General features: G+C 63.7%; 16 protein-coding genes. 14 read left to right on the forward strand and 2 right to left on the reverse strand.

Going from position 1 to position 19,188, the window contains the following annotated elements:
- The first annotated feature begins 8 nt into the window (after window positions 1-8).
- From wbpD to ISP25_RS23175, 12 genes are all read left to right on the forward strand, one after another.
- Window positions 9-596 carry a UDP-2-acetamido-3-amino-2,3-dideoxy-D-glucuronate N-acetyltransferase gene (gene wbpD / locus ISP25_RS23120; RefSeq protein WP_404612032.1) on the forward strand — a complete coding sequence of 196 codons (588 nt, stop codon included), beginning with the start codon at window positions 9-11 and terminating at the stop codon, window positions 594-596.
- Complete coding sequence (locus ISP25_RS23125) at window positions 593-1,720, forward strand: DegT/DnrJ/EryC1/StrS family aminotransferase (protein WP_404612034.1); 1,128 nt, start codon at window positions 593-595, stop codon at window positions 1,718-1,720. The genes wbpD and ISP25_RS23125 overlap by 4 nt, the downstream gene beginning before the upstream one ends.
- Window positions 1,696-2,187: an acyltransferase gene (locus ISP25_RS23130; RefSeq protein ID WP_192157156.1), complete on the forward strand. Its 492-nt coding sequence runs from the start codon at window positions 1,696-1,698 to the stop codon at window positions 2,185-2,187. Before ISP25_RS23125 ends, ISP25_RS23130 begins: the two co-directional genes overlap by 25 nt.
- Window position 2,188: 1 nt before the next feature.
- The gene (locus tag ISP25_RS23135) at window positions 2,189-3,406 is read left to right on the forward strand and encodes a hypothetical protein (protein ID WP_404612036.1); all 1,218 of its coding nucleotides are present in this window, start codon (window positions 2,189-2,191) and stop codon (window positions 3,404-3,406) included.
- A complete protein-coding gene (locus tag ISP25_RS23140) occupies window positions 3,403-4,707 on the forward strand; it encodes a glycosyltransferase (RefSeq protein ID WP_404612038.1) in 1,305 nt (434 codons plus the stop codon). Before ISP25_RS23135 ends, ISP25_RS23140 begins: the two co-directional genes overlap by 4 nt.
- Window positions 4,708-4,740: 33 nt before the next feature.
- A complete protein-coding gene (locus tag ISP25_RS23145) occupies window positions 4,741-6,198 on the forward strand; it encodes a lipopolysaccharide biosynthesis protein (protein ID WP_404612040.1) in 1,458 nt (485 codons plus the stop codon).
- Window positions 6,199-6,322: 124 nt separating this feature from the next.
- Entirely contained in the window at window positions 6,323-7,609 is a 1,287-nt protein-coding gene (locus ISP25_RS23150) for a glycosyltransferase family protein (protein WP_404612042.1), read from the forward strand.
- On the forward strand, window positions 7,606-8,925 hold the full coding sequence (locus ISP25_RS23155; protein ID WP_192157148.1) for a hypothetical protein: 1,320 nt from the start codon (window positions 7,606-7,608) through the stop codon (window positions 8,923-8,925). Before ISP25_RS23150 ends, ISP25_RS23155 begins: the two co-directional genes overlap by 4 nt.
- Window positions 8,922-10,007 carry a glycosyltransferase family 4 protein gene (locus tag ISP25_RS23160; protein WP_404612044.1) on the forward strand — a complete coding sequence of 362 codons (1,086 nt, stop codon included), beginning with the start codon at window positions 8,922-8,924 and terminating at the stop codon, window positions 10,005-10,007. Before ISP25_RS23155 ends, ISP25_RS23160 begins: the two co-directional genes overlap by 4 nt.
- Window positions 10,007-11,974 carry an asparagine synthase (glutamine-hydrolyzing) gene (asnB, locus tag ISP25_RS23165; RefSeq protein ID WP_404612046.1) on the forward strand — a complete coding sequence of 656 codons (1,968 nt, stop codon included), beginning with the start codon at window positions 10,007-10,009 and terminating at the stop codon, window positions 11,972-11,974. The genes ISP25_RS23160 and asnB overlap by 1 nt, the downstream gene beginning before the upstream one ends.
- A gap of 82 nt (window positions 11,975-12,056) precedes the next feature.
- On the forward strand, window positions 12,057-13,217 hold the full coding sequence (locus ISP25_RS23170; protein ID WP_404612048.1) for a glycosyltransferase family 4 protein: 1,161 nt from the start codon (window positions 12,057-12,059) through the stop codon (window positions 13,215-13,217).
- A 146-nt stretch (window positions 13,218-13,363) separates the two neighbouring features.
- Window positions 13,364-14,803 (forward strand): glycosyl hydrolase family 28-related protein, encoded by a 1,440-nt coding sequence (locus tag ISP25_RS23175; protein WP_404612050.1) that lies wholly within the window; start codon window positions 13,364-13,366, stop codon window positions 14,801-14,803.
- 85 nt (window positions 14,804-14,888) lie between these two features.
- Here ISP25_RS23175 and ISP25_RS23180 read toward each other — a convergent pair whose 3' ends face one another.
- Window positions 14,889-15,872, reverse strand: a complete 984-nt coding sequence (locus ISP25_RS23180; RefSeq protein WP_404612052.1) for an undecaprenyl/decaprenyl-phosphate alpha-N-acetylglucosaminyl 1-phosphate transferase — start codon at window positions 15,870-15,872, stop codon at window positions 14,889-14,891.
- A 15-nt stretch (window positions 15,873-15,887) separates the two neighbouring features.
- Between ISP25_RS23180 and ISP25_RS23185 the strand changes: the two genes are divergently transcribed.
- Window positions 15,888-16,271 carry a hypothetical protein gene (locus ISP25_RS23185; protein WP_404612054.1) on the forward strand — a complete coding sequence of 128 codons (384 nt, stop codon included), beginning with the start codon at window positions 15,888-15,890 and terminating at the stop codon, window positions 16,269-16,271.
- A 481-nt stretch (window positions 16,272-16,752) separates the two neighbouring features.
- On the opposite strand, the gene ISP25_RS23190 is transcribed toward ISP25_RS23185, so the two are convergent.
- Entirely contained in the window at window positions 16,753-17,781 is a 1,029-nt protein-coding gene (locus ISP25_RS23190) for a polysaccharide biosynthesis/export family protein (protein ID WP_404612092.1), read from the reverse strand.
- Between the two features lie 639 nt (window positions 17,782-18,420).
- Between ISP25_RS23190 and ISP25_RS23195 the strand changes: the two genes are divergently transcribed.
- Window positions 18,421-18,771, forward strand: coding sequence for a hypothetical protein (locus ISP25_RS23195; protein WP_404612056.1), 351 nt, complete (start codon window positions 18,421-18,423; stop codon window positions 18,769-18,771).
- Window positions 18,772-19,188 lie beyond the last annotated feature (417 nt).

A 19,188-nucleotide genomic window follows, 5' to 3' on the forward strand; every position in this document is an offset into this window, starting at 1 on the left:
CGAACAGCATGGACCACTACCAGCACCCTTCTGCCATCGTCGACGAAGGCGCCCGGATCGGCGCGGGCTGCCGCGTATGGCATTTCGTGCACGTCTGCGGCGGCGCCCGCATCGGCAGGGACGTCTCGCTCGGCCAGAACGTATTCGTCGGCAACAAGGTAGTTATCGGAGACCACTGCAAGATCCAGAACAACGTGTCGGTATACGACAACGTGACGCTCGAGGAAGGCGTCTTCTGCGGTCCGAGCATGGTCTTCACCAATGTCTACAACCCACGCTCGCTCATCGGGCGCAAGGACGAATACCGCGACACCCTGGTCAAACGGGGCGCCACGCTGGGTGCGAACTGCACCATCGTCTGCGGCATCACCATCGGCGAGTTCGCCTTTGTAGGCGCCGGAGCGGTCGTCAACCGGAACGTGCCCGCGTATGCCCTGATGGTAGGCGTGCCGGCACGGCAAGTCGGGTGGATGAGCGAGTTCGGCGAGCAGCTCCCCCTGCCGCCGGACGGACGTGGCGAAGCCATCTGCGCGCACACCGGCGCACGTTATGTGCTGAGAGGGCGGGTGCTGCACAAGGAGGAGCCCGCCGCGTGATCGACTTCATCGACCTCAAGGCCCAGCAGGACCGCATCAAGGATCGCCTCGATGCCGGCATCGCCCGCGTGCTGGCACATGGCCAGTACATCCTCGGGCCGGAAGTGACCGAACTGGAAGTGAAACTTGCCGCCTTCGTGGGCGCCAGGCACTGCATCAGCTGCGCAAACGGAACGGACGCGTTGCAGATCGCGCAGATGGCGTTGGGCGTCGGCGCCGGCGATGAGGTCATCATGCCCGGCTTCACCTACATCGCCACCGCGGAGACGGTTGCGCTGCTGGGCGCGCGGCCGGTCTACGTGGACATCGACCCGCGTACCTACAACCTCGATCCAACCGGGCTCGAAGCGGCGATCACCCCGCGGACGCGCGCGATCATTCCCGTTTCGCTTTACGGGCAGTGCGCGGATTTCGACGCCATCAACACGATCGCGAACAAGCATGGCATCCCGGTGATCGAAGACGCCGCGCAGAGTTTCGGCGCGCTCTACAAAGGTCGTCATTCGTGCAACCTGAGCACCGTCGCCTGCACCAGCTTCTTCCCCAGCAAGCCGTTGGGTTGCTACGGCGACGGCGGCGCACTTTTCACCAACGACGACCGACTTGCCCTAGTGATGCGGCAGATCGCGCGTCACGGCCAGGATCGCCGCTACCACCACATCCGCGTCGGCGTGAACAGCCGGCTGGATACGCTGCAAGCGGCCATCCTGCTGGCCAAGCTGGAAGTATTCGAAGACGAAATCGGCATGCGGCAACAGGTCGCAGCCCATTACGATGCGCTGATCGCGCGAGCCGGCATCGCCGCTCCGCCCCATGTCGAGCCGCACAACTCCAGCGTCTACGCCCAATACACCATCTGCGTGGACGAACGCGAATCACTGCAGGCGCAACTGAAGGACGCGGGCGTTCCCACCGCGGTGCATTACCCGATTCCGATCAACAGACAACCGGCGGTCGCGGACGCCGGCGCGCGCCTGCCGGTGGGCGACGACGTGGCCGCACGGGTGCTCAGCTTGCCCATGCACCCGTATCTGACGGAACCGCAGGCAAACCTGGTCGTGGGAAAGCTCGTCGCGGCATCGATGAAACAGGTCCGGACATGCTCGATCTCCTTGCCAGGTTGATAAGCGGCTCGGTCGATTGGGCCCAGCGCAGGAGCCACGCCCGACGGATGCGCGGGTACGGCGGCATATCGCCGCGCGCCACGATCGGCCTGGGCTCGAAACTGATCGGCCCCAAGCAAAATTTCCTGGTCGGCGAGATGAGTTATCTCAACCAGGCGCATCTCTCGTGCGGACCGCATTCCAGGGTCGTCATCGGCCGCAGCTGCGCCATCGGCTACAACGTGTCGATCAAGGCGATCACCCATTCGCTGGGCAAGCCGACCAACAACGCAGCGGGCCCGATCATCCATCTGGAGCGCGACATCGTCATCGGCGACGACTGCTGGATCGGCGACAACGTCTATATCCGTGAAGGCGTCACGCTGGGCAACAACGTGATCGTCGGCGCCAATTCCGTGGTCACGCGATCGGTACCGGACAACCGGGTGATTGCCGGCGTCCCTGCGCGAGTCATCAAGGAGCTGTGACATGCATGCAGCGTTCACCCCACCCGCGCCCCCGCTCGAGCCTGGCGATATCAGTGGCAGCTTTCCGGACGAGCAAACGCAAACCGTGGTCGCGGAAAAGGCGGAATCGGCACGCATGAAGAAAATCATCTTCGGCAAATGCTATGCGTTTTCCGGCGATGCGGACCTGGAAATTCTGCTCGCGGAAACCCTAAATCTGTACGCGGACGCCGGCAGCCGGAGGCCCGACGTAAACATCCGCATCGGCAAGACCATGCCCGCGCACAAGCCCTTCGCGATCAACCCGAAGGCCCACGAGACATTCGCGCACGGGATGCTGACCTCGTTCCCCGCGGTCGACGTCTACTGGAAACGCGACGACGGCGAGTCCCTGGAGGTGGACGTCGTCATCAAGGCGCGGCACGGCATCCGGCGCATGCTGCACAACCTGCTGTCGATGGAGTACTCGCGCAAGGTCGAGGACTTCGAGCAGATGTTGCATGAGTTCGTGCTCGCGCCCTCATCCTATTTCTTCAAGGATGTGGCGCTGATCCACGCCGCGTCCGTGACGATAGGCGGAAAAGCCTGCCTGCTCGCCGGCACCAGCGGGGTCGGCAAGTCTTCGCTCGTGCTTGCGCTGAGGAATCGCGAGGATGTCGGTTTCGTCAGCGACGACATCGTCGTCGTGTCCGACGCCGCCCAGGTCACCGGCAACATGGCTTGGCCGAAGATCTACGGCTACAACTGCAGCAGCCCTGCGATGAAGAAGGAAGTTCTCGCGGGCCGCGGATGGATCGACCGCATCCATTTCAATATCAAGAACCGCATGAATTCCGCCAAGGTGCGACGCAAGATGTCGCCCGACCGGTTGTATCGCCATGTGGATCCCGCTTCGGCGCCGCTGTCCTGCCTGTACTACGTGATACGCGAAGACGTGCCCGCGATATGCATGTCGGAGCTGAGCCTGGCCGACAGCGTCGACATGACGATCGCCGTCATCAGCGCCGAATACAGCGTCTTCCACGACCATCTCTACTGGGAGCAATACAACGCGCTGGTCACGGCGCACCCGCCGATGCTGACGATGGAAGAAGTCACCGCGAACTGGCGGCGGGTGCTGACGGCAAGCCTTGCCACGGCCGGTCGCTTCAAGATCAGCATTCCCTTCAAGGTGGACCACACGGTCTACCAGAGCAGCGTGACCGACATCGTCGTGGCGGACATGGTTGCGCGGCCATGAAGATCGTCATCCTGACCAACGCCTACCCCTATCTTCCCGGTGAGCAGTTCATCGAGGACGAGATCGGCTATTGGGCCACGTGCGCCGGCGTCAGCGTGACGTTGCTGCCCGCGCTCGCGGCGGGGACGCCGCGCCCGATACCTGCCGGCATCTCGATCGATCTTGGCATGGCGCGCTCCACGAAACTCGGGCGGCTGTGGTTCATGCTGCTGGCGCTGTGCTCCGCGATCTTGCGACGCGAGCTGGGTTACCTGCACCGGTCGCGGAAGACGAGCCCGCACACCGTCGCACGAGCTCTGCTGCATACGTCCAAGGTGCTGGAGCAGGCGGCGCAGCTGCGGCGATACGCCCGGGCGCACGGTCCGGCAGACGTGGCCTATTGCTACTGGAACGAAACGCAGGCCTACGCAGCCGTGCTTGCCAGGGATGCAGGCGCGGTGCGCAGGGTCGTCTCCCGCGTGCACGGTTTCGATCTGTACGAAGCGCGCCGCAGGGACGGCTACATGCCGCTGAAGCGCCAGTTCATTGCCGCCTACGACGCGATCTTCGCACTGTCGAGCGAGGCACGCGCCTACCTGCAGCAGACCTACGGCGCAGCGCCGGGGAACGTCCGCATCGCACCACTGGGCGTGCCGCTGGCCGATGGGCTTGCGCGCCCGAGCGCGACGGGGCACCTGCATGTGGTGTCGGTTTCCTTCTGCCTGCGGGTGAAACGGCTGGACAAGATCGTGGGAGCCGTTGCCCTGCTTGGCCGCCGTCACCCGGAGATCAGCCTGACCTGGACGCATATCGGCGGCGGCCCGTTGCTGGAAGAGATCACGGCGCTGGCGAAGGCGCAGTTGAACGGCCTGAAAAACATTGTCTGCGCTTTCCTCGGCGAACTGCCCAACCATGCCGTCAAGGTGTATTACCTTGATACCCCGGTGGACATGCTGATCAACGCCAGCGAATCCGAAGGTGTTCCGGTTTCCATCATGGAAGCCATGAGCGCGGGGGTGCCGGCCGTCGCCCCCGACGTGGGCGGCATTTCCAGCCTGGTATCCGATCGCTGCGGCGCGCTGCTGGGGCCCTGCCCCGACGTGCAGGAAATCGCCGAAGCGATGGAGCGGGTGGCGTTCGCGGACGGACGCGATGCCCGGCGCGCGCATGCGCGCCAGACGATCGAGGCCGGTTTCGATGCCGCCCGGAACTACCGGGATTTCGTCGCGGACGTGATCGCCATCGGCGCATCCGGCGACAGGCAACCGGCGCCGCCGCTTCGCCCGGCTGCATACCGGATCCGACAGGCGACAAGACGGTGATCGTGACAACAGCTCAACTACACAGGTCGACGGGTGAACATACGAACCGTACTGGCATTTGCCATCGGCCCCATCGCCACCGCCGGGCTTGGCCTGGTGACGGTGCCGGCGATTGCCTGGGTCTTTCCTCCCGCCGACGTGGGGCGATTGAACATCGTGCAGATCGCGGTGTCGTTCGGCGTCCTGCTGTTCAACCTCGGGCTCGATCGCGCCTATGTGCGGGAATACCACGAATGGAGCGATCGCGGGGCTTTGCTGAAAGCCTGCTTCGCTCCGGGATTCGTGCTGTTGCTGCTGGCGATGCTGGTCACGCTGCCGTTCGACGCGCGCCTAACCGACTGGCTGTTCGGCCTTGGGCATGCCGCGTATTACTGGACGCTCGTGGCCTGCGTGATCGTGAGTTTCATATCCCGGTTTCTGTCGCTCATCCTGCGCATGCAGGATCGCGGGATGGCGTTCTCCCTGAGCCAGGTATTGCCCAAGGTGGTCCTGCTGCTGGCGGTGGGCATGCTGGCGCTGCCGGCCTTCTCGAAGTCGTTCGGCGCCCTGGAGGCGGCCTATCTGGCTTCCTTGCTGTCCGTCCTGCTCGCCTACAGCGCGAATACCTGGCGCGAGTGGAGTCCGGCCTTGCTGGCCCCGGTTTCCCGCACACAGGTCCGCGGCCTGGTCGGCTACGGCGTGCCGCTGATCTTTGCCGGTGTGGCCTACTGGGGGCTGGATGCCACCAGCACGCTGGCCCTGCGTTCGCTCTCGACCCTGCCGGAACTGGCGATCTATTCGGTATCCATGAGCTTTGCCGGTGTGGGCGTGGTCTTCCAGACGATCTTCACCGTGCTGTGGGCGCCGATGGTCTACAAATGGGTGGCCCGTGGCGTGGACATGCGACGGGTCGATCACATCGCCCAGCAGGCACTGGCGGTGGTCTGCACCATCTGGGTCCTGAGCGGCGCCTTGTCGTGGCTGACCGACTTCGTGCTGCCAGCGCATTACTCCCAGGTGAAGTACCTGATGCTGTGCTGCATCGGCGAGCCGCTGCTCTACACCCTCTCCGAGGTGACCTGCGTGGGCATCGGGATCACCCGCCGGTCCATGCTGTCGCTGTGGTCCACCGCCGCCGGACTGGTCGTCAATGTCGCCCTCAGCGTGTGGCTGGTGCCGGGCCATGGCGCTGCCGGCGCCGTCGTGGCCAACGCCATCGCGTTCCTGGTTTTCTTCGTGGCGCGGACCGAAGCTTCGGCCTACGTCTGGCGGCCCTTCCCGCGAGCGCGGCTGTATGCGTTCGTCACCGTCGGCGTGGGCCTTTCCATCGCCACGCTGGTGTACGGCCCTCGCGTCGCCGTCCATTTCAGCCTGGTCTGGGTGGCGCTGCTTCCGGTCGTCGTCTGGTGCTTCCGCAACGAATGGAACTACATGTACCGCTCGTTGCTCGATGCGCTCAAGGCGAAGCGCAGCTACCCGCAGCCGAGCGAAGAACCCGAGGCTCTGTCATGACCAGGCCCGCGCACCGTTGCGTGCCGCGCTGCCACGACGGGTCACGCCGGCTTCCTGCAGCAATGTTGCCGTGCGGCCTTGCCACTGCGCCTAGCGTGGCCACCACGGCCAAGTCGAGGCCACGATGATGGCGAAGATCAATGTGTTCGTCTTTGCGGCGCATCACCTGGCCGGCAACATCGCCGCGCAACGGTTCAAGGGTCTGTTGAAGTATCTGGACCCGGCGAAATACCGGATCTTCGTATTCGCCCGCGAACCCGCAGCGGGAGTGAGCGCGAGCGCGTCCACGGCAACGTCGACCGCCGACATCACCGTCTTCCCGTTGCCGGGACACTGTGTGGGCAGCGAGTCTTCTACCGCGGCCTCGCTGCTCACCATGGCGTCGGCCTTCCTGCGCCCGCTGCCGTTCCTGCTTTCCGGGAGCGCCGAACGCGGGCAGCCGTGGCTGGTCAACGCACTGGCGGCGGCCGATCGGCTCTGCGTCGAAAAACGCGATGCGGGCGAGCGCTGCGTGGCCATTGGCACGTATTCGCCGATCGACTCCCTGGTCGCCGCCGCGAGCCTGGCCAGCAGACATCGCATCGGCTGCCTGCAGGACTTCCGCGACGGGCTCGTATTCGAACCACTGGGCAAGCCCGGCTCGCTGCGGACCTGGGTGCGCAGCCTGGTCGAAGGGCGCGTGGTGGCCGCTGCCGACCTGATCACCTCGGTAAGCCCTCCCCTCGTCGCGGATTTCCAGCGGCGCTATCCAGGCAAGGCCGCGGCGATCCTGCCCAACGGCTACGACCCGGCCGACTTCGTCGCCGCGGACAAGCCCATCGATGACGATACGCGGGTCGCCGCCATGCTTGCCCGGCACGTCCCGGCCGGCGCACGACTGATAGGGCATTTCGGGCGCATCGGCGCCAGCGACGGATCGGCCTCGAAGAGCCTCGATTTCTTCGTCGACGCACTCAACGAGTCCCCGGCGGTGGTGGCCGGCAATCACGTGATGTTCGTCGGCGAACTGACGGCGGCCGAGCGCGCGACGCTGGAACGGGCCAGATTTTCGGTCAGTGCGCCCGGGGCAGTCGAACGTACGCTGGCGCTCCAGCTCATGCAGCGCTGCGACAAACTGCTGCTGCTGACCGGCTCCCGTGCCAGCTGCGCCACCGGCAAGCTGTTCGAGTACCTCGCCGCCGGAGCGGACATCGTCTGCGTTTCCGGCGTGCGCAACGCGGCTACCGCCATCCTCGCCGAGACGGGAGCAGGCTGCAGCGTGCTGACCAGTGCGGGAGCATCGGCCGGCGAGGCCTTGCGCTCCGCGTTGTCGCCCCGCCCTGCCGACACGCACCGCGACATCAGTCCCTACAGCAAGCAGTCGCAGGCCGGCATGCTCGATCGCTGGATCTCGGACATGGTGCACTCATGAGCTATGCACACGATCCATCGTCGACATCGTCGGCAGATCTGTTCCTGCCACCGGCGGCGCTATCCGGCGCTGGCAGATACCGGATCACCGTGGGCCACATGTTCCTGGGCACGGCTTTCCTGCTGTTGTTCCTTGCCGTGGTCATACCGAACTCCTTGCCGGTTCCCACCGCGGTGGTGATGGGTCTTGCGTTCCTGCTGGCGCTGCCGGGACTGCGCATCGGCAACGGCTTCAGGAACCTGCTGGCGATGTATGCCTGCACCGTGATCGTGACGATCGCCTACCTCGTCGTGGGCGGCATGCACGATGCGCCACTGCTCGCCATTGCCCAGGTGACGGCGATCTACATCCTTTCGCCCCTGGCGTGGACGGTCATTGCCGAAGCCTTGCTGAGGCGGCTCGGAGCCGAAAAGCTGATCGGCTGGTTCGTCCTGCTGAGCCTGCTTTGCGCCGTGAGCGTGGCCTTGTTCTTCTACCTCTACTTCAGCCGTGGCGCTGCGGCCGTGGCTTTCTTCTTCCAGGGCGCCAACATCAATCAAAACGAGGGATTTTCCGGCGCCACCATGCATGTGTATGGCTCGCTGATCTTCCTGTGCGGTGGCTTCTTCAGTTCGCCCGAACTCATCAGGAGGCGATTGCTGCGGTTGACCCTGCTGGCGGCGCTGCTGATCTGCGCACTCACTTCCGGCCGCTCCGCGCTGATCCTCTCGGTGCCGATGGGCTGGTTGCTGGGCATGATGCTGGCATCGCGCACGACCGAAAGCCCGCATCGCTCGCCGCTCATCAGGATCATCCGCTATGGCCTGCCCATGGTGGTCGCAACGGTGGCCGCGCTTGCCCTGCTGCAGGCCTACACGAAAATCGACCTGAGCACAGTGTTGAACGTCGTCACGGACAAGCTCGCCTCGGGCGGCGGCATGGCCCGGGTGCAGATGGGGCATTCGCTGTTCGCGGGCGTTCTCGACAACGGCGGTCTGGGCTCCGGCCAGGGCGTCGGCGTCCCGTACGTCAGCGACCCCATCCATCCCTGGCGCTACGAACTGGTGTGGCTGGCCACGCTCTACCGGGTCGGAATACTCGGCACGGTGATCTACGCGTTGCCGTTTGTGCTCTATATCCTCATGGCGCTCCGGCTGGCGCTCATCCGTCGCCTTCCGACACGGCACAAGTTCATGTTCTGCGGCCTGGTCTGTGCGCTGCTCGCGACCAACACGAACCCCTATATCGAGGCCTTCGCCTTCCAGTGGATGTACGTCGTCCCGCTGGTGGCACTGTTCATCGAGTATCCGGAATGCCTCAGGAAGGCACCCGAATGAGGCGCCTCAAGGTGCTGCTGTTTTCCAGGTATTCGAGGCGGGGGCCAAGTACCCGGCTACGCAGCCTGCAGTATCTGCCCCTGCTGCGCGATCGTGGCATCGACGTGGAGGTGCATGCGCTGTTCCCCGATGCCTATCTCGAGCGGCTGTATGGCGACCGCCCCTCCTCCGCGCGGCGCATCGCATGGCAATACTACGCCCGGCGGATCAGACAGACCCTGCGTCGCGACACGCACGATCTCGCCTGGGTCGAGGGCGAGCTCTTCCCCTATCTGCCGCACTGGCTCGAGTCGCTGCTCGCGCGCTCCGCCAGGCCGTACGTCGTGGACTACGACGACGCGCTGTTCCACAAGTACGACATGTCGTCCAGTCCGCTGGTCCGGCGCGTGCTGGGCCGCAAGATCGACCAGGTCATGCGCGGATCCGCCTGCGTGATCGCCGGCAACCACTACCTCGCCGCACGCGCCGCGCAGGCAGGTGCCACGCGGATCGAGGTCATTCCCACCGTCGTTGACGAGCATCGCTACACCGTGGTGAACCACGTCGACGAAGGGCGGCCGGTCATCGGCTGGGTCGGCTCGCCGGCCACCGAGGAATACCTGCTGGACAACCGCGACGTGCTGGAGCAGGTCTGCGCCAAACACAACGCCCGCCTGCTCCTGGTCGGACCGCGAACGGAGGTCGCGGGCCAGTTCGGCAGCCTGGTGCCAGAGGTGGTGGCGTGGTCCGAGGACAGCGAGGCCGACATGATCGCCCGGATGGATATCGGCATCATGCCGTTGCGCGACGGCCCGTGGGAGCGTGGCAAGTGCGGCTACAAGATCATCCAGTACATGGCGTGCGGCCTGCCGGTGGTCGCTTCAACGGTCGGCGCGAACGTCGACATCGTGCGGCACGGCGAGAACGGCTTTCTGGCGACGGGGACGGATGCATGGCGTCATGACCTCGAGCAGCTGATCCTCAGCCGGCGGCTGCGCACGCGCATGGGCCTGGCAGGGCGCGCGCGCGTCGAGAACGAATACAACGTGACCGTGCAGGCATCACGGCTCGCGAACGTGCTGCACAGCGCGGGAGGCCACTGATGTGCGGCGTGGCCGGCTTCTGGCAGCCGGGTGGCGGCACGCGGGACTCCCTGCTGGAACAGGTGCGGTCGATGTCGACGCGCTTGATCCATCGCGGGCCCGACGACGGCGGCAACTGGTGCGACGAATCGGCGGGAATCGCATTGGCCCAGCGACGCCTGTCCATCCAGGATCTCTCGCCTGCCGGCCATCAACCCATGCTCTCGGCCTGCGGACGCTACGTCGTCGTGTTCAACGGCGAAATCTACAACCATCTCGACCTGCGCCAGCGGCTGCTTGCGGAAGGCGCGGCACCGGCGTGGCGGGGGCATTCGGATACCGAGACCCTGCTCGCATGCTTCGCCGCCTGGGGCGTCGAGCGAACCCTGCACGTCTGCGTGGGGATGTTTGCGTTCGCGCTGTGGGATCGCCAGCAGCGGGCCCTCACGCTCGCACGCGACCGCATGGGCGAGAAGCCGCTGTACTACGCATGGCAAGGCCATACCTTGCTGTTCGGTTCGGAGCTCAAGGCCCTGAAGGCGCATGCGGCCTTCCGGGCGGATGTCGACCGCGACGCACTGGCCTTGCTGCTGCGCCACGATTGCATCCCTGCGCCGTATTCCATCCACCGGGGCGTCTTCAAGCTTCGTCCCGGGCATCTGCTGCGCATCGCCGCCGATACGCCCCGAGATGCGGCACCCGAGGCGTATTGGCGCTACAACGATGCCGTTCGCGCAGGCCTCGGCAATCCGCTCCCGGGCTCGGACGCCGAAGCGATCGATGCGCTAGAGGAACAACTCGGCGCCAGCATCAGCGCGCAGATGCTGGCCGACGTGCCGCTGGGCGCGTTTCTCAGCGGCGGCATCGACAGCAGCACCGTCGTGGCCCTGATGCAGGCGCGCAGCAGCCGCCCCATCAGGACCTTCACCATGGGGTTCGGCGAGGCCGGCTACGACGAGGCCGCACACGCCAAGGCGGTGGCCAAGCACCTGGGTACCGAGCACACCGAGCTCTACGTGCGCCCCGACGATGCCCTGGCTGTCATCCCGAAGCTCCCCTCGATCTTCTGCGAACCCTTCAGCGACAGCTCGCAGATTCCCACCTTCCTGGTCAGCCAGCTGACCCGCCGCGAAGTGACGGTGGCCCTGAGCGGCGACGGCGGCGACGAGCTCTTCGGCGGCTACAACCGTTATCTCGGAGCCCGCACGACCTGGGAACGGATGCGGCGCCTGCCGCCGTTCGCGCGGACCGCCGGCGCCGGGATCCTGCGCTCCGTATCGCCGGATGCATGGAACCGGTGGTTCGAGCGCATCAAGCCGTTGCTGCCGAAGCGTTGGCACGTGGCCACACCGGGCGACAAGGCGCAGAAGCTGGCCGGCGTGCTTCCGCTGTCGAGCGGCCACGCTTTTTTCCTCCACCTCGCCAGCCAGTGGAAGAACCCGGGCGGCATCGTGATCGGCGCGCACGAACCGACAACCCTGCTGACCGATCCCGATGCATGGCCGGACACCAAAATCCTGGCGCAATGGATGATGGCGATGGATGCGCAGAGCTACCTCCCCGACGACATCCTGGTGAAGGTCGATCGGGCTGCGATGGCCAATAGCCTGGAGACTCGTGTGCCCATGCTCGACCACCGCGTGGTCGAACTGGCATGGCGCGTCCCCTTGCACCAGAAGATACGCGACGGCGAAGGCAAATGGCTGCTGCGCCAGGTGCTGTACCGACACGTGCCCAGGGAGCTGGTCGAACGGCCCAAGATGGGTTTCGGCATCCCGCTCGACAGCTGGCTGCGCGGCCCGCTGCGCGACTGGGCGGAAGCACTGCTCGACGAGAATCGACTGCGCCAGGAAGGTTATTTCCATCCGGCACCGATCCGGCAGAAATGGAACGAACACCTGAGCGGCCGCCACAACTGGCAGCACCATCTATGGCCGGTGCTCATGTTCCAGGCATGGCTGGATGAAAACCGGGGGACATCGCCATGACGTCGCCGCGCACAAACCGCGCGCCCCGCCCTCCCGTTCGCGGACTGCCCGGTGCGCCCGCCGTCCAGCAGGAGACACACCCGTGAAAGCTGTCCTGTTCGCCAATACGGACTGGTACCTCTACAACTTCCGCCGCTCGCTGGCGATGTCGCTGCGACGGCAGGGATACGACGTCCTGCTGATTTCCCCGCCGGGGCCTTATGGAGCGAAGCTCCGCGCCCTGGGCCTGCGGTGGGAGCCCTTGCCGATGGCGCGGCGCAGCCTCAATCCGCTGCGCGAAGCGGCGCTGCTATGGCATCTTGTCCGTCTGTTGCGGCGCGAGCAGCCGGTGCTGGTGCACGGATTCACCATCAAGTGCGCCGTATATGGCTCATTGGCGGCGCGGCTTGCCGGTGTCCCGGCCCGGGTGAATGCGGTGGCAGGCATGGGCTATGTGTTCACCAGCTCGCAGATGAAGGCGCGATTGCTGCGCCCGGTGGTGCGTGGCTTGCTGCGCCTCGCGCTTGGTGGTCGCGGCGCGCGGCTCATACTGCAAAACGCGGACGACGTCGCGTTGTTCCAGCAGGCCGGCCTGGTCGATCCACAACACATCCGCCTGATTCGCGGCTCGGGGGTGAATTGCGCGCAGTTCGCCCTGGCAACACGTACGCGAAGCGCGGACGACGAACGCCCGCGTGTACTGCTGGCATGCAGGCTGCTCTGGGACAAGGGTCTCGACGAATTCGTCAACGCCATCCGGCAGCTACGCCTCCAAGGCTGTTCCCTCCATGCCCTGCTCGCCGGCACGCCGGATCCCGGCAACCCTGCCACGGTTCCGGAAGCAACGATACGAGGCTGGGTGGCAGAGGGGCTCGTCACCTGGCTCGGTCACGTCGATGACATGGCCGGCCTGCTCGCTTCGGTCGATGTCGTGGTGCTGCCGAGCTATCGGGAGGGATTGCCCAGGACGCTGGTCGAAGCCGCCGCCTGTGGACTCCCCTTGATCACCACGGACGTACCGGGCTGCCGCGAAGTGGTGACCGACGATGTCGACGGTTTGCTGGTCCCCAAGGGCAACAGCGAAGCGCTGGCGCATGCCATCCGGCGAGTGCTGGAAATCCCCGGGCTCGCGCAGCGGCTGGGCGAGGCGGCCCGCCTCAAGGCGCGGACGCAGTTCGATGAACACATCGTCATCGAGCACACCTTGGAAGTCTATGCCGAATTGTGCGATCCGCTGGCGGCGCCGGCCGAGTCGTCCCCATAGAAATCCACCTTCGTGCCGTACGCATCCCGCCGCGACACAGCACATGCGCCGTTCGGAGAACCGCATCCCCGCCAAGGAATCGACTGCCGAGTTTGGCCGGGACCACACCTGCCTTCCCCCGGCCATACACGATCGGAGACTCTGCCATGCCATCCTCGCCGCAAGTGACGAATGTCCTGGACTTCCTGCCCGCGACGGAACACGCCGCCCTCCGCGCGGGCAGCAGCTCGTACGATTGCACCAGCGGCATCCAGGCGGCCATCGACAAGGGCGGCAGCAAGGTCTTCGTACCCGCCGGGGTCTATCCCGTAAAGCAACTCAACCTCAAGTCGGACATCGAGCTGTACGGCGATGGACAGACCAGCGAGCTGCGGGCGTACGACAGTTCGCTGGCCTGCGAATTCATGCTCGCCACCTATGTCCGCGATGGCGGCAGCGCCAATGTCGCGGACAACATGCGAAACATCCGTCTGCACGATCTCAAACTCAACGGACGCGTGGCGGAGTTCGGCTACCAGCAGTACTTCTATCTGCTCGCCGTCAACGCCACCTCGGACCTGACCGTCGAGCGGGTGAGCTTCTATGGCTTTCGCGGCGACGGCATGTATGTCGGCTCGGGCACGCTCCGCAGCACCGAACGCCACAACCAGCGCATCACCGTGCGCGACTGCGTGTTCGACGGCGCGGTGAAGGACAACCGCAACGGCCTCTCCATCATCGATTGCGATCAGCTGACGGTGGAGAACTGCCTGTTCCAGAACATCGGCAACGCGAAACTCTCTCACTCGGTGGGCGGCATCGATTTCGAGCCGGATCACCCGTGGAGCGTGTATCGGCACGTGACCATCGCGCAATGCAGGTTCATCGATATCGACACCGTGAACACGGCAGGCATCACGTTTTTCAACGGCCGTCAGGCCGGAGACAACATCCACGACTGGGTCGTGTCCGATTGCCAGTTCAAGAATTGCTATTGGGGCATCGATACCGCGACGAAAGCCAAGACTATCGCGGATGTCGCCGACAACCTCTCCGTGCTCAACTGCCACTTCCTCAATTCGATCCGCGTCGACATCGCGGTCAACGGCCTGAGCGGCACCCAGGTCAGCGGATGCACCTTTCAGCGCTCGCCAGCGGGATCCGGACCGGGCGGCGATGCGGTCAGGCTGGGATCCTTCGCTTATCGGACCAGCGAAAACGCCATCAACACGGTGATCACGGGCAACACGTTCATCGGCATACGCCCGCAGATGGGAGCGATCGGCGTGCTTGGCGCCAACCGGGTGGTATGCGCAGGAAACGTATTCATCGACATCTACGGCTCTTGCATCAACTTCGCCGAAGACAATACCCCGGACAACAGCCGGGACATCGAAGCGGTGATCATCTCCGGAAACAAGGTCAGGCGCAGCAGGGGCTCAGCACCCGGTGCCGCCGTGATGTCATTCCTCAGCACGAGCAGGCAGATGCGCATCACCCGCGGCAATCTGGTGGTGAAGCATTCCATCGAGTACGCCAACGACATCGAAAGCGGCGTAACCACGATCGCGGACGGGGCATCGATCCAATTGGTCGGACTCAAGTGAGCGCGGCCGTCCGATAGCCGCCGCATAGTGCGTCGCCTCATCCACCCAGCGCAGCAGATTTCGAGGCCCGATTGACCGCGCAAGATCAACGCCGGTCGGCGCGCTCTACCGCGCGGCGGAATGCCTCTGTTTCGCTACCTCCGTTCTCCACCCGGTGGTCCCTGCCTCGCGCAGCTAGGCCGGAGGCCGCGGAGTGCCGCTCCGCCTCCAGCGAATGGATCTTCGCCCCCGGTCCCGGACGCGGGGCAAATGCGCCTTGCCGACGCGCCTCCTGGCGCAGCCACATGCGCATGACTGTCGCCATGTAGACGCCGAGAATCAGGCAAAACGCCATGAGATTCGCGCCCGCCGAATGATCCACGCTGCTGACGATCGCACCGATCGACGCCAGGCCCGCCGCAAGCATGACGAGCGTGGCCAAGGTGGCGCGCGGCCCCAGGCCCGCCCCCAGCAGGATATGGTGGATATGGCCACGATCCGGCTTGAACGGCGAGCGGCCCTCGCGCATGCGCCGGCACATCACCGCAAGCGTGTCGAACACCGGCAGCGCCACGCACCACAACACGTCGATCGGCGACAAATGCGTCTGTGGCAGCTGGCTCAAGCGGATGAGCGCCCAGGCCAGCAGGTAGCCGACCAGTGTGCTGCCCGCGTCGCCCAGGAAAACCTTTCCGCCCAGGAGACCGAGGTTGACGGCCAGATAGGGCAGCGTTGCCGCAGCCAGCAGGGCCAGCAACATGATGATCCCACGCAAGGAAGTAGGAGAAGCAAACAGGACGACGGCGGCAATGCTGACCAGGGTCAGACTGCCGGCAAGACCGTCGATGCCGTCCATCATATTGAACGCATTCACCAGGCCGATGACGGCGACTACGGTCATCGGTACGCCAAGCCAGCCAAGCACCACGTCGTGGCCGAAAAGATGCCCCAGCGTGTGGATGTACACGCCAGTGCTGGAGATCACCGTCAGTATCACGATGGTCTGCGTCAGCAGACGATCGCGAACGCTGAGGCCAAAGCGATCATCCAGCGCGCCAAGCAGGGCAAGCACTGCGGCGGTTCCGAGCAAGACTCCCTCGAACCCGTGGAAGGCACCGTAGCAGGCGGCTCCTGCGACCATCCCGATGAAAATCGCCAGACCGCCCACCAGCGGTATTTCGCCAAGATGCTGCTTGCGGTGATCCGGGTGATCGACCAAGCCAAGCACTATGGCAAACGGACGCATAACAGCAATGGCTACCGCAGATGTGGATGCGGCTACCAAACCATCGAGAACCAATCGCAGTTCCAGCATGAGACCTTCGCCTCCTACCCATCTCGAGCGGTCCCCCAAGGTCCGAGCGAGTTCATGTTGTGGATGGTCCAGCCGGCGAGCGGCAAAGGCCTTGACGGCCTGCTATCTACGAACCGCGAATACGACTGGCCGATATTTCATGCATGCCTGGATCAATCCAGTAAAAATAAATGACACGACAGCAACTGCTATGAAAAAGGAAATGGCACTCACGCCAGGCCTTCGAACCTAGCATCTTTAAGATGACAAATCTTGTACAGCGTGAATGTCTTATTCAGACAAGACCGGTTTATATAAGCGCCGCATGAACCGCTTGTTCAAATGGTGTTTCGGGAGATCCAGCTCTTCCGTGATTTAGCGACCCAGATGCACGAATTGCCATGAATTCCTTAATCTCCAGACGGCTCCGCAAAAGCTAAAAAAAATTCGCCAGAGCCAAGATGCGATCAGGCCACGCCGTATAAGTGACCCATCCATGCCTCTTCAGGAAAGGTGGTGCGACACGCATTTCGATGCGATTGGAGCATCGGATTCCGTATGCGCCTCGCCCGTGGCCTCGACTGCGCCCTCGAACCTTGGCCATCAACACGCGAACGGCGGTGATGACCAAGGTTCGAGTCCAACCCGACGATGACCCGGCAGATTCAGGATCGCCTTAATGGGTCGCGCTGTAATTCGCAGCGGCAGCGCTGGTAACCAGAGTCGCCGAAGGCAGCAGCTGGCTCAGGAAGCGGTTCCAGCGGGTAATGCCGGCCGCGCCGACGAATATGACGTCGCCCGGCTTCAACTTGAAGCCGTCTCCGAGGGCGAATGCCGCCGGCGAGCGTGCATCAAGCTGGAAGACCTTGGCCGGAGCGTTCTTCAGATCGTCCGCACCGCGAACGACATAGACTGCCCGGCCATTGGCCGTGACCGGATTGAGCCCCCCTACACGGCCCAGTGCCTGGGTCAGCGTGATATAGGGAAGCGACCTGAAGGTGACCGCCTGAGGGCGCATCACTTCGCCCATCACGTACACCTCCTCGGAATCGTTGTAGGCAAGCAACAGACGATCTCCGGCCTTCAGGTAAATGTCTTTCGCCAGACCCCGGCTGTCGTACAAGGCGGCAAGATCCAGGTGGTAGTTCTGCCCATCGCGGTTGAGTATCAGACCCGACATGTTGGCCTGATCGGAATTGATGGTTGCCGTTCCGAGCGCCTGCCCCAAGGTCAACGGAACCGCTGTGATCGACTGTGGGTCGGTCTTCATGAAGGCGCCCTGGAACGTCACATGCTGGCTGTTGTAGCCGACGATACTGACGTCCACCTGCGGCTTCTCCACATACTTCCCTATCTTCGATTCGATGGCCTGGCGCACCTCTTCGATGGTCATGCCAGCGACCTTGATGGAGCCCACATAGGGATAAAACAGGGTGCCGTCCGAGCGCACCAGGCGACCATTGGCCGCGGTCTGCTGTTGCGTGCCCGCCGGTGAAGTCAGTTCCGGGTGATCCCAGACGGTGATGTAAAGCGCGTCTCCCGGCCCGATGCGATAAGGACCCGGTTGATAAGACAGCAGCGCCTCCGGCACCGATGCAGTCAACATCGGCGATTGATTCTCCGCCAATAGCTGCGGAGTAATGGTTACCAGCTGTATTTGGCTGTTATCGGTCGGCGTGCCGCGAACCAGGCCCTGCCCGGACATATTTTGCCCTGGCGACCATACACAACCGCTGGCCAGCAACGCGAAGCCAAGAACGGTAAAGGCACAAGTCTTTTTCATGATCAACATGTCCTCGAATATTCGATTTGCCGGGAATAACTGAACAGTCAGCTGGCGGCGCTCATAATCCCGCACTTGTATTTTTCGCCCGCACAGAAGCTCCTCGGAAGGCGGAAATCCGCCTTTCGATGGCAACCAGCCGAATCCGATCACTTAAATCAATTGCCGCGTAGAAAACCAGCCGCTGCGGGTGAAAGATCACAGCGCCACATTCCGTGATGCCATACAGGACGTGAAAGAAGCATCACAATCGCCAATCACATTTAGAAGCCGTACACCTAATTACGCCGTCAACCAAAAATCCCTTTATATCGGTCCCAACCTATTCCCTATTACAAAATATCGTGCACCCGGCGTCACCGTCATGGCCACCTCGTCTGTCGGCTCCAGGACGTCGAGAACAGAATTTTCGAATTGCCCCGAACTTGCATGCAGCTGACCGCAAGCCGAGCGGGACGAGCCCTCTATTCCGGGCATCCATGTTGCTGACAAATTTTTGTCCCTAGATGACTCGCAGTGCCACCGCGCGCTCGATGCCCACGATGTGCCGAGAAGCCTGCCGTGCCATTCGAGGATCGGCGCGCCGAACCAGGACGGGTGCCACTCGCCGCAATTCACCGGTATTCGAACCCGATCGCGATGCCCGACGGCAAATTCCTGCTCCGTATCACATGGCGTGAAGTCCAGGCGCGCATATGCTGCGGTTTGGCACGATACTGGCATCATGCAAGCACCCTAAGCAGCCTGTCCAGCCAAATCATTGCGGATGCAAAACATTATGGAAAACAACGAGAAGAAGCCGTTCTGGGGGAAAAATTCCCGCGGATTCTGGCTCATTGTTTGCCTGACGATCAGTGCGGTGGCGGGCTGGGCAATGTTTCAAATGGGCATTCTCCATTGATCCTGGATTAGGGCTCGGGCCGCAAAGCCGTTGCAAGCCGGTTCGTCGCAGCGCCAGGCGCTCGCGGGCGCACATCGAAGCGATGGTCTGTGACGCATCGGCTCGATGGTCGAAGCGCGCTACGCATCCCGGCAGTCGCAAGTGCGGTGGATATGCAGCAATGACGCGCGCAACGAATTGAAGTAATTGCCGCCCAATCGAACGACATTGCACATTAACTCGAGATGACTTCATCTCGGCCGCAGGATCCTACACGTCCTCCGCACGATATACCTTCGCATAGTCGGCACCGCGCTCGCCTCAGCGCAAGCGTGCGTCCCCGTCGATCGGCCGACACGCGCTGCATGCGCATCAGACGCTACCCAAAACACCTCGGGATGACTGTATGCGGAAGCTGGAAAACACCCGACTCGCCATCGTGGGCCTCG

The organism is Rhodanobacter hydrolyticus, assembly GCF_044904645.1.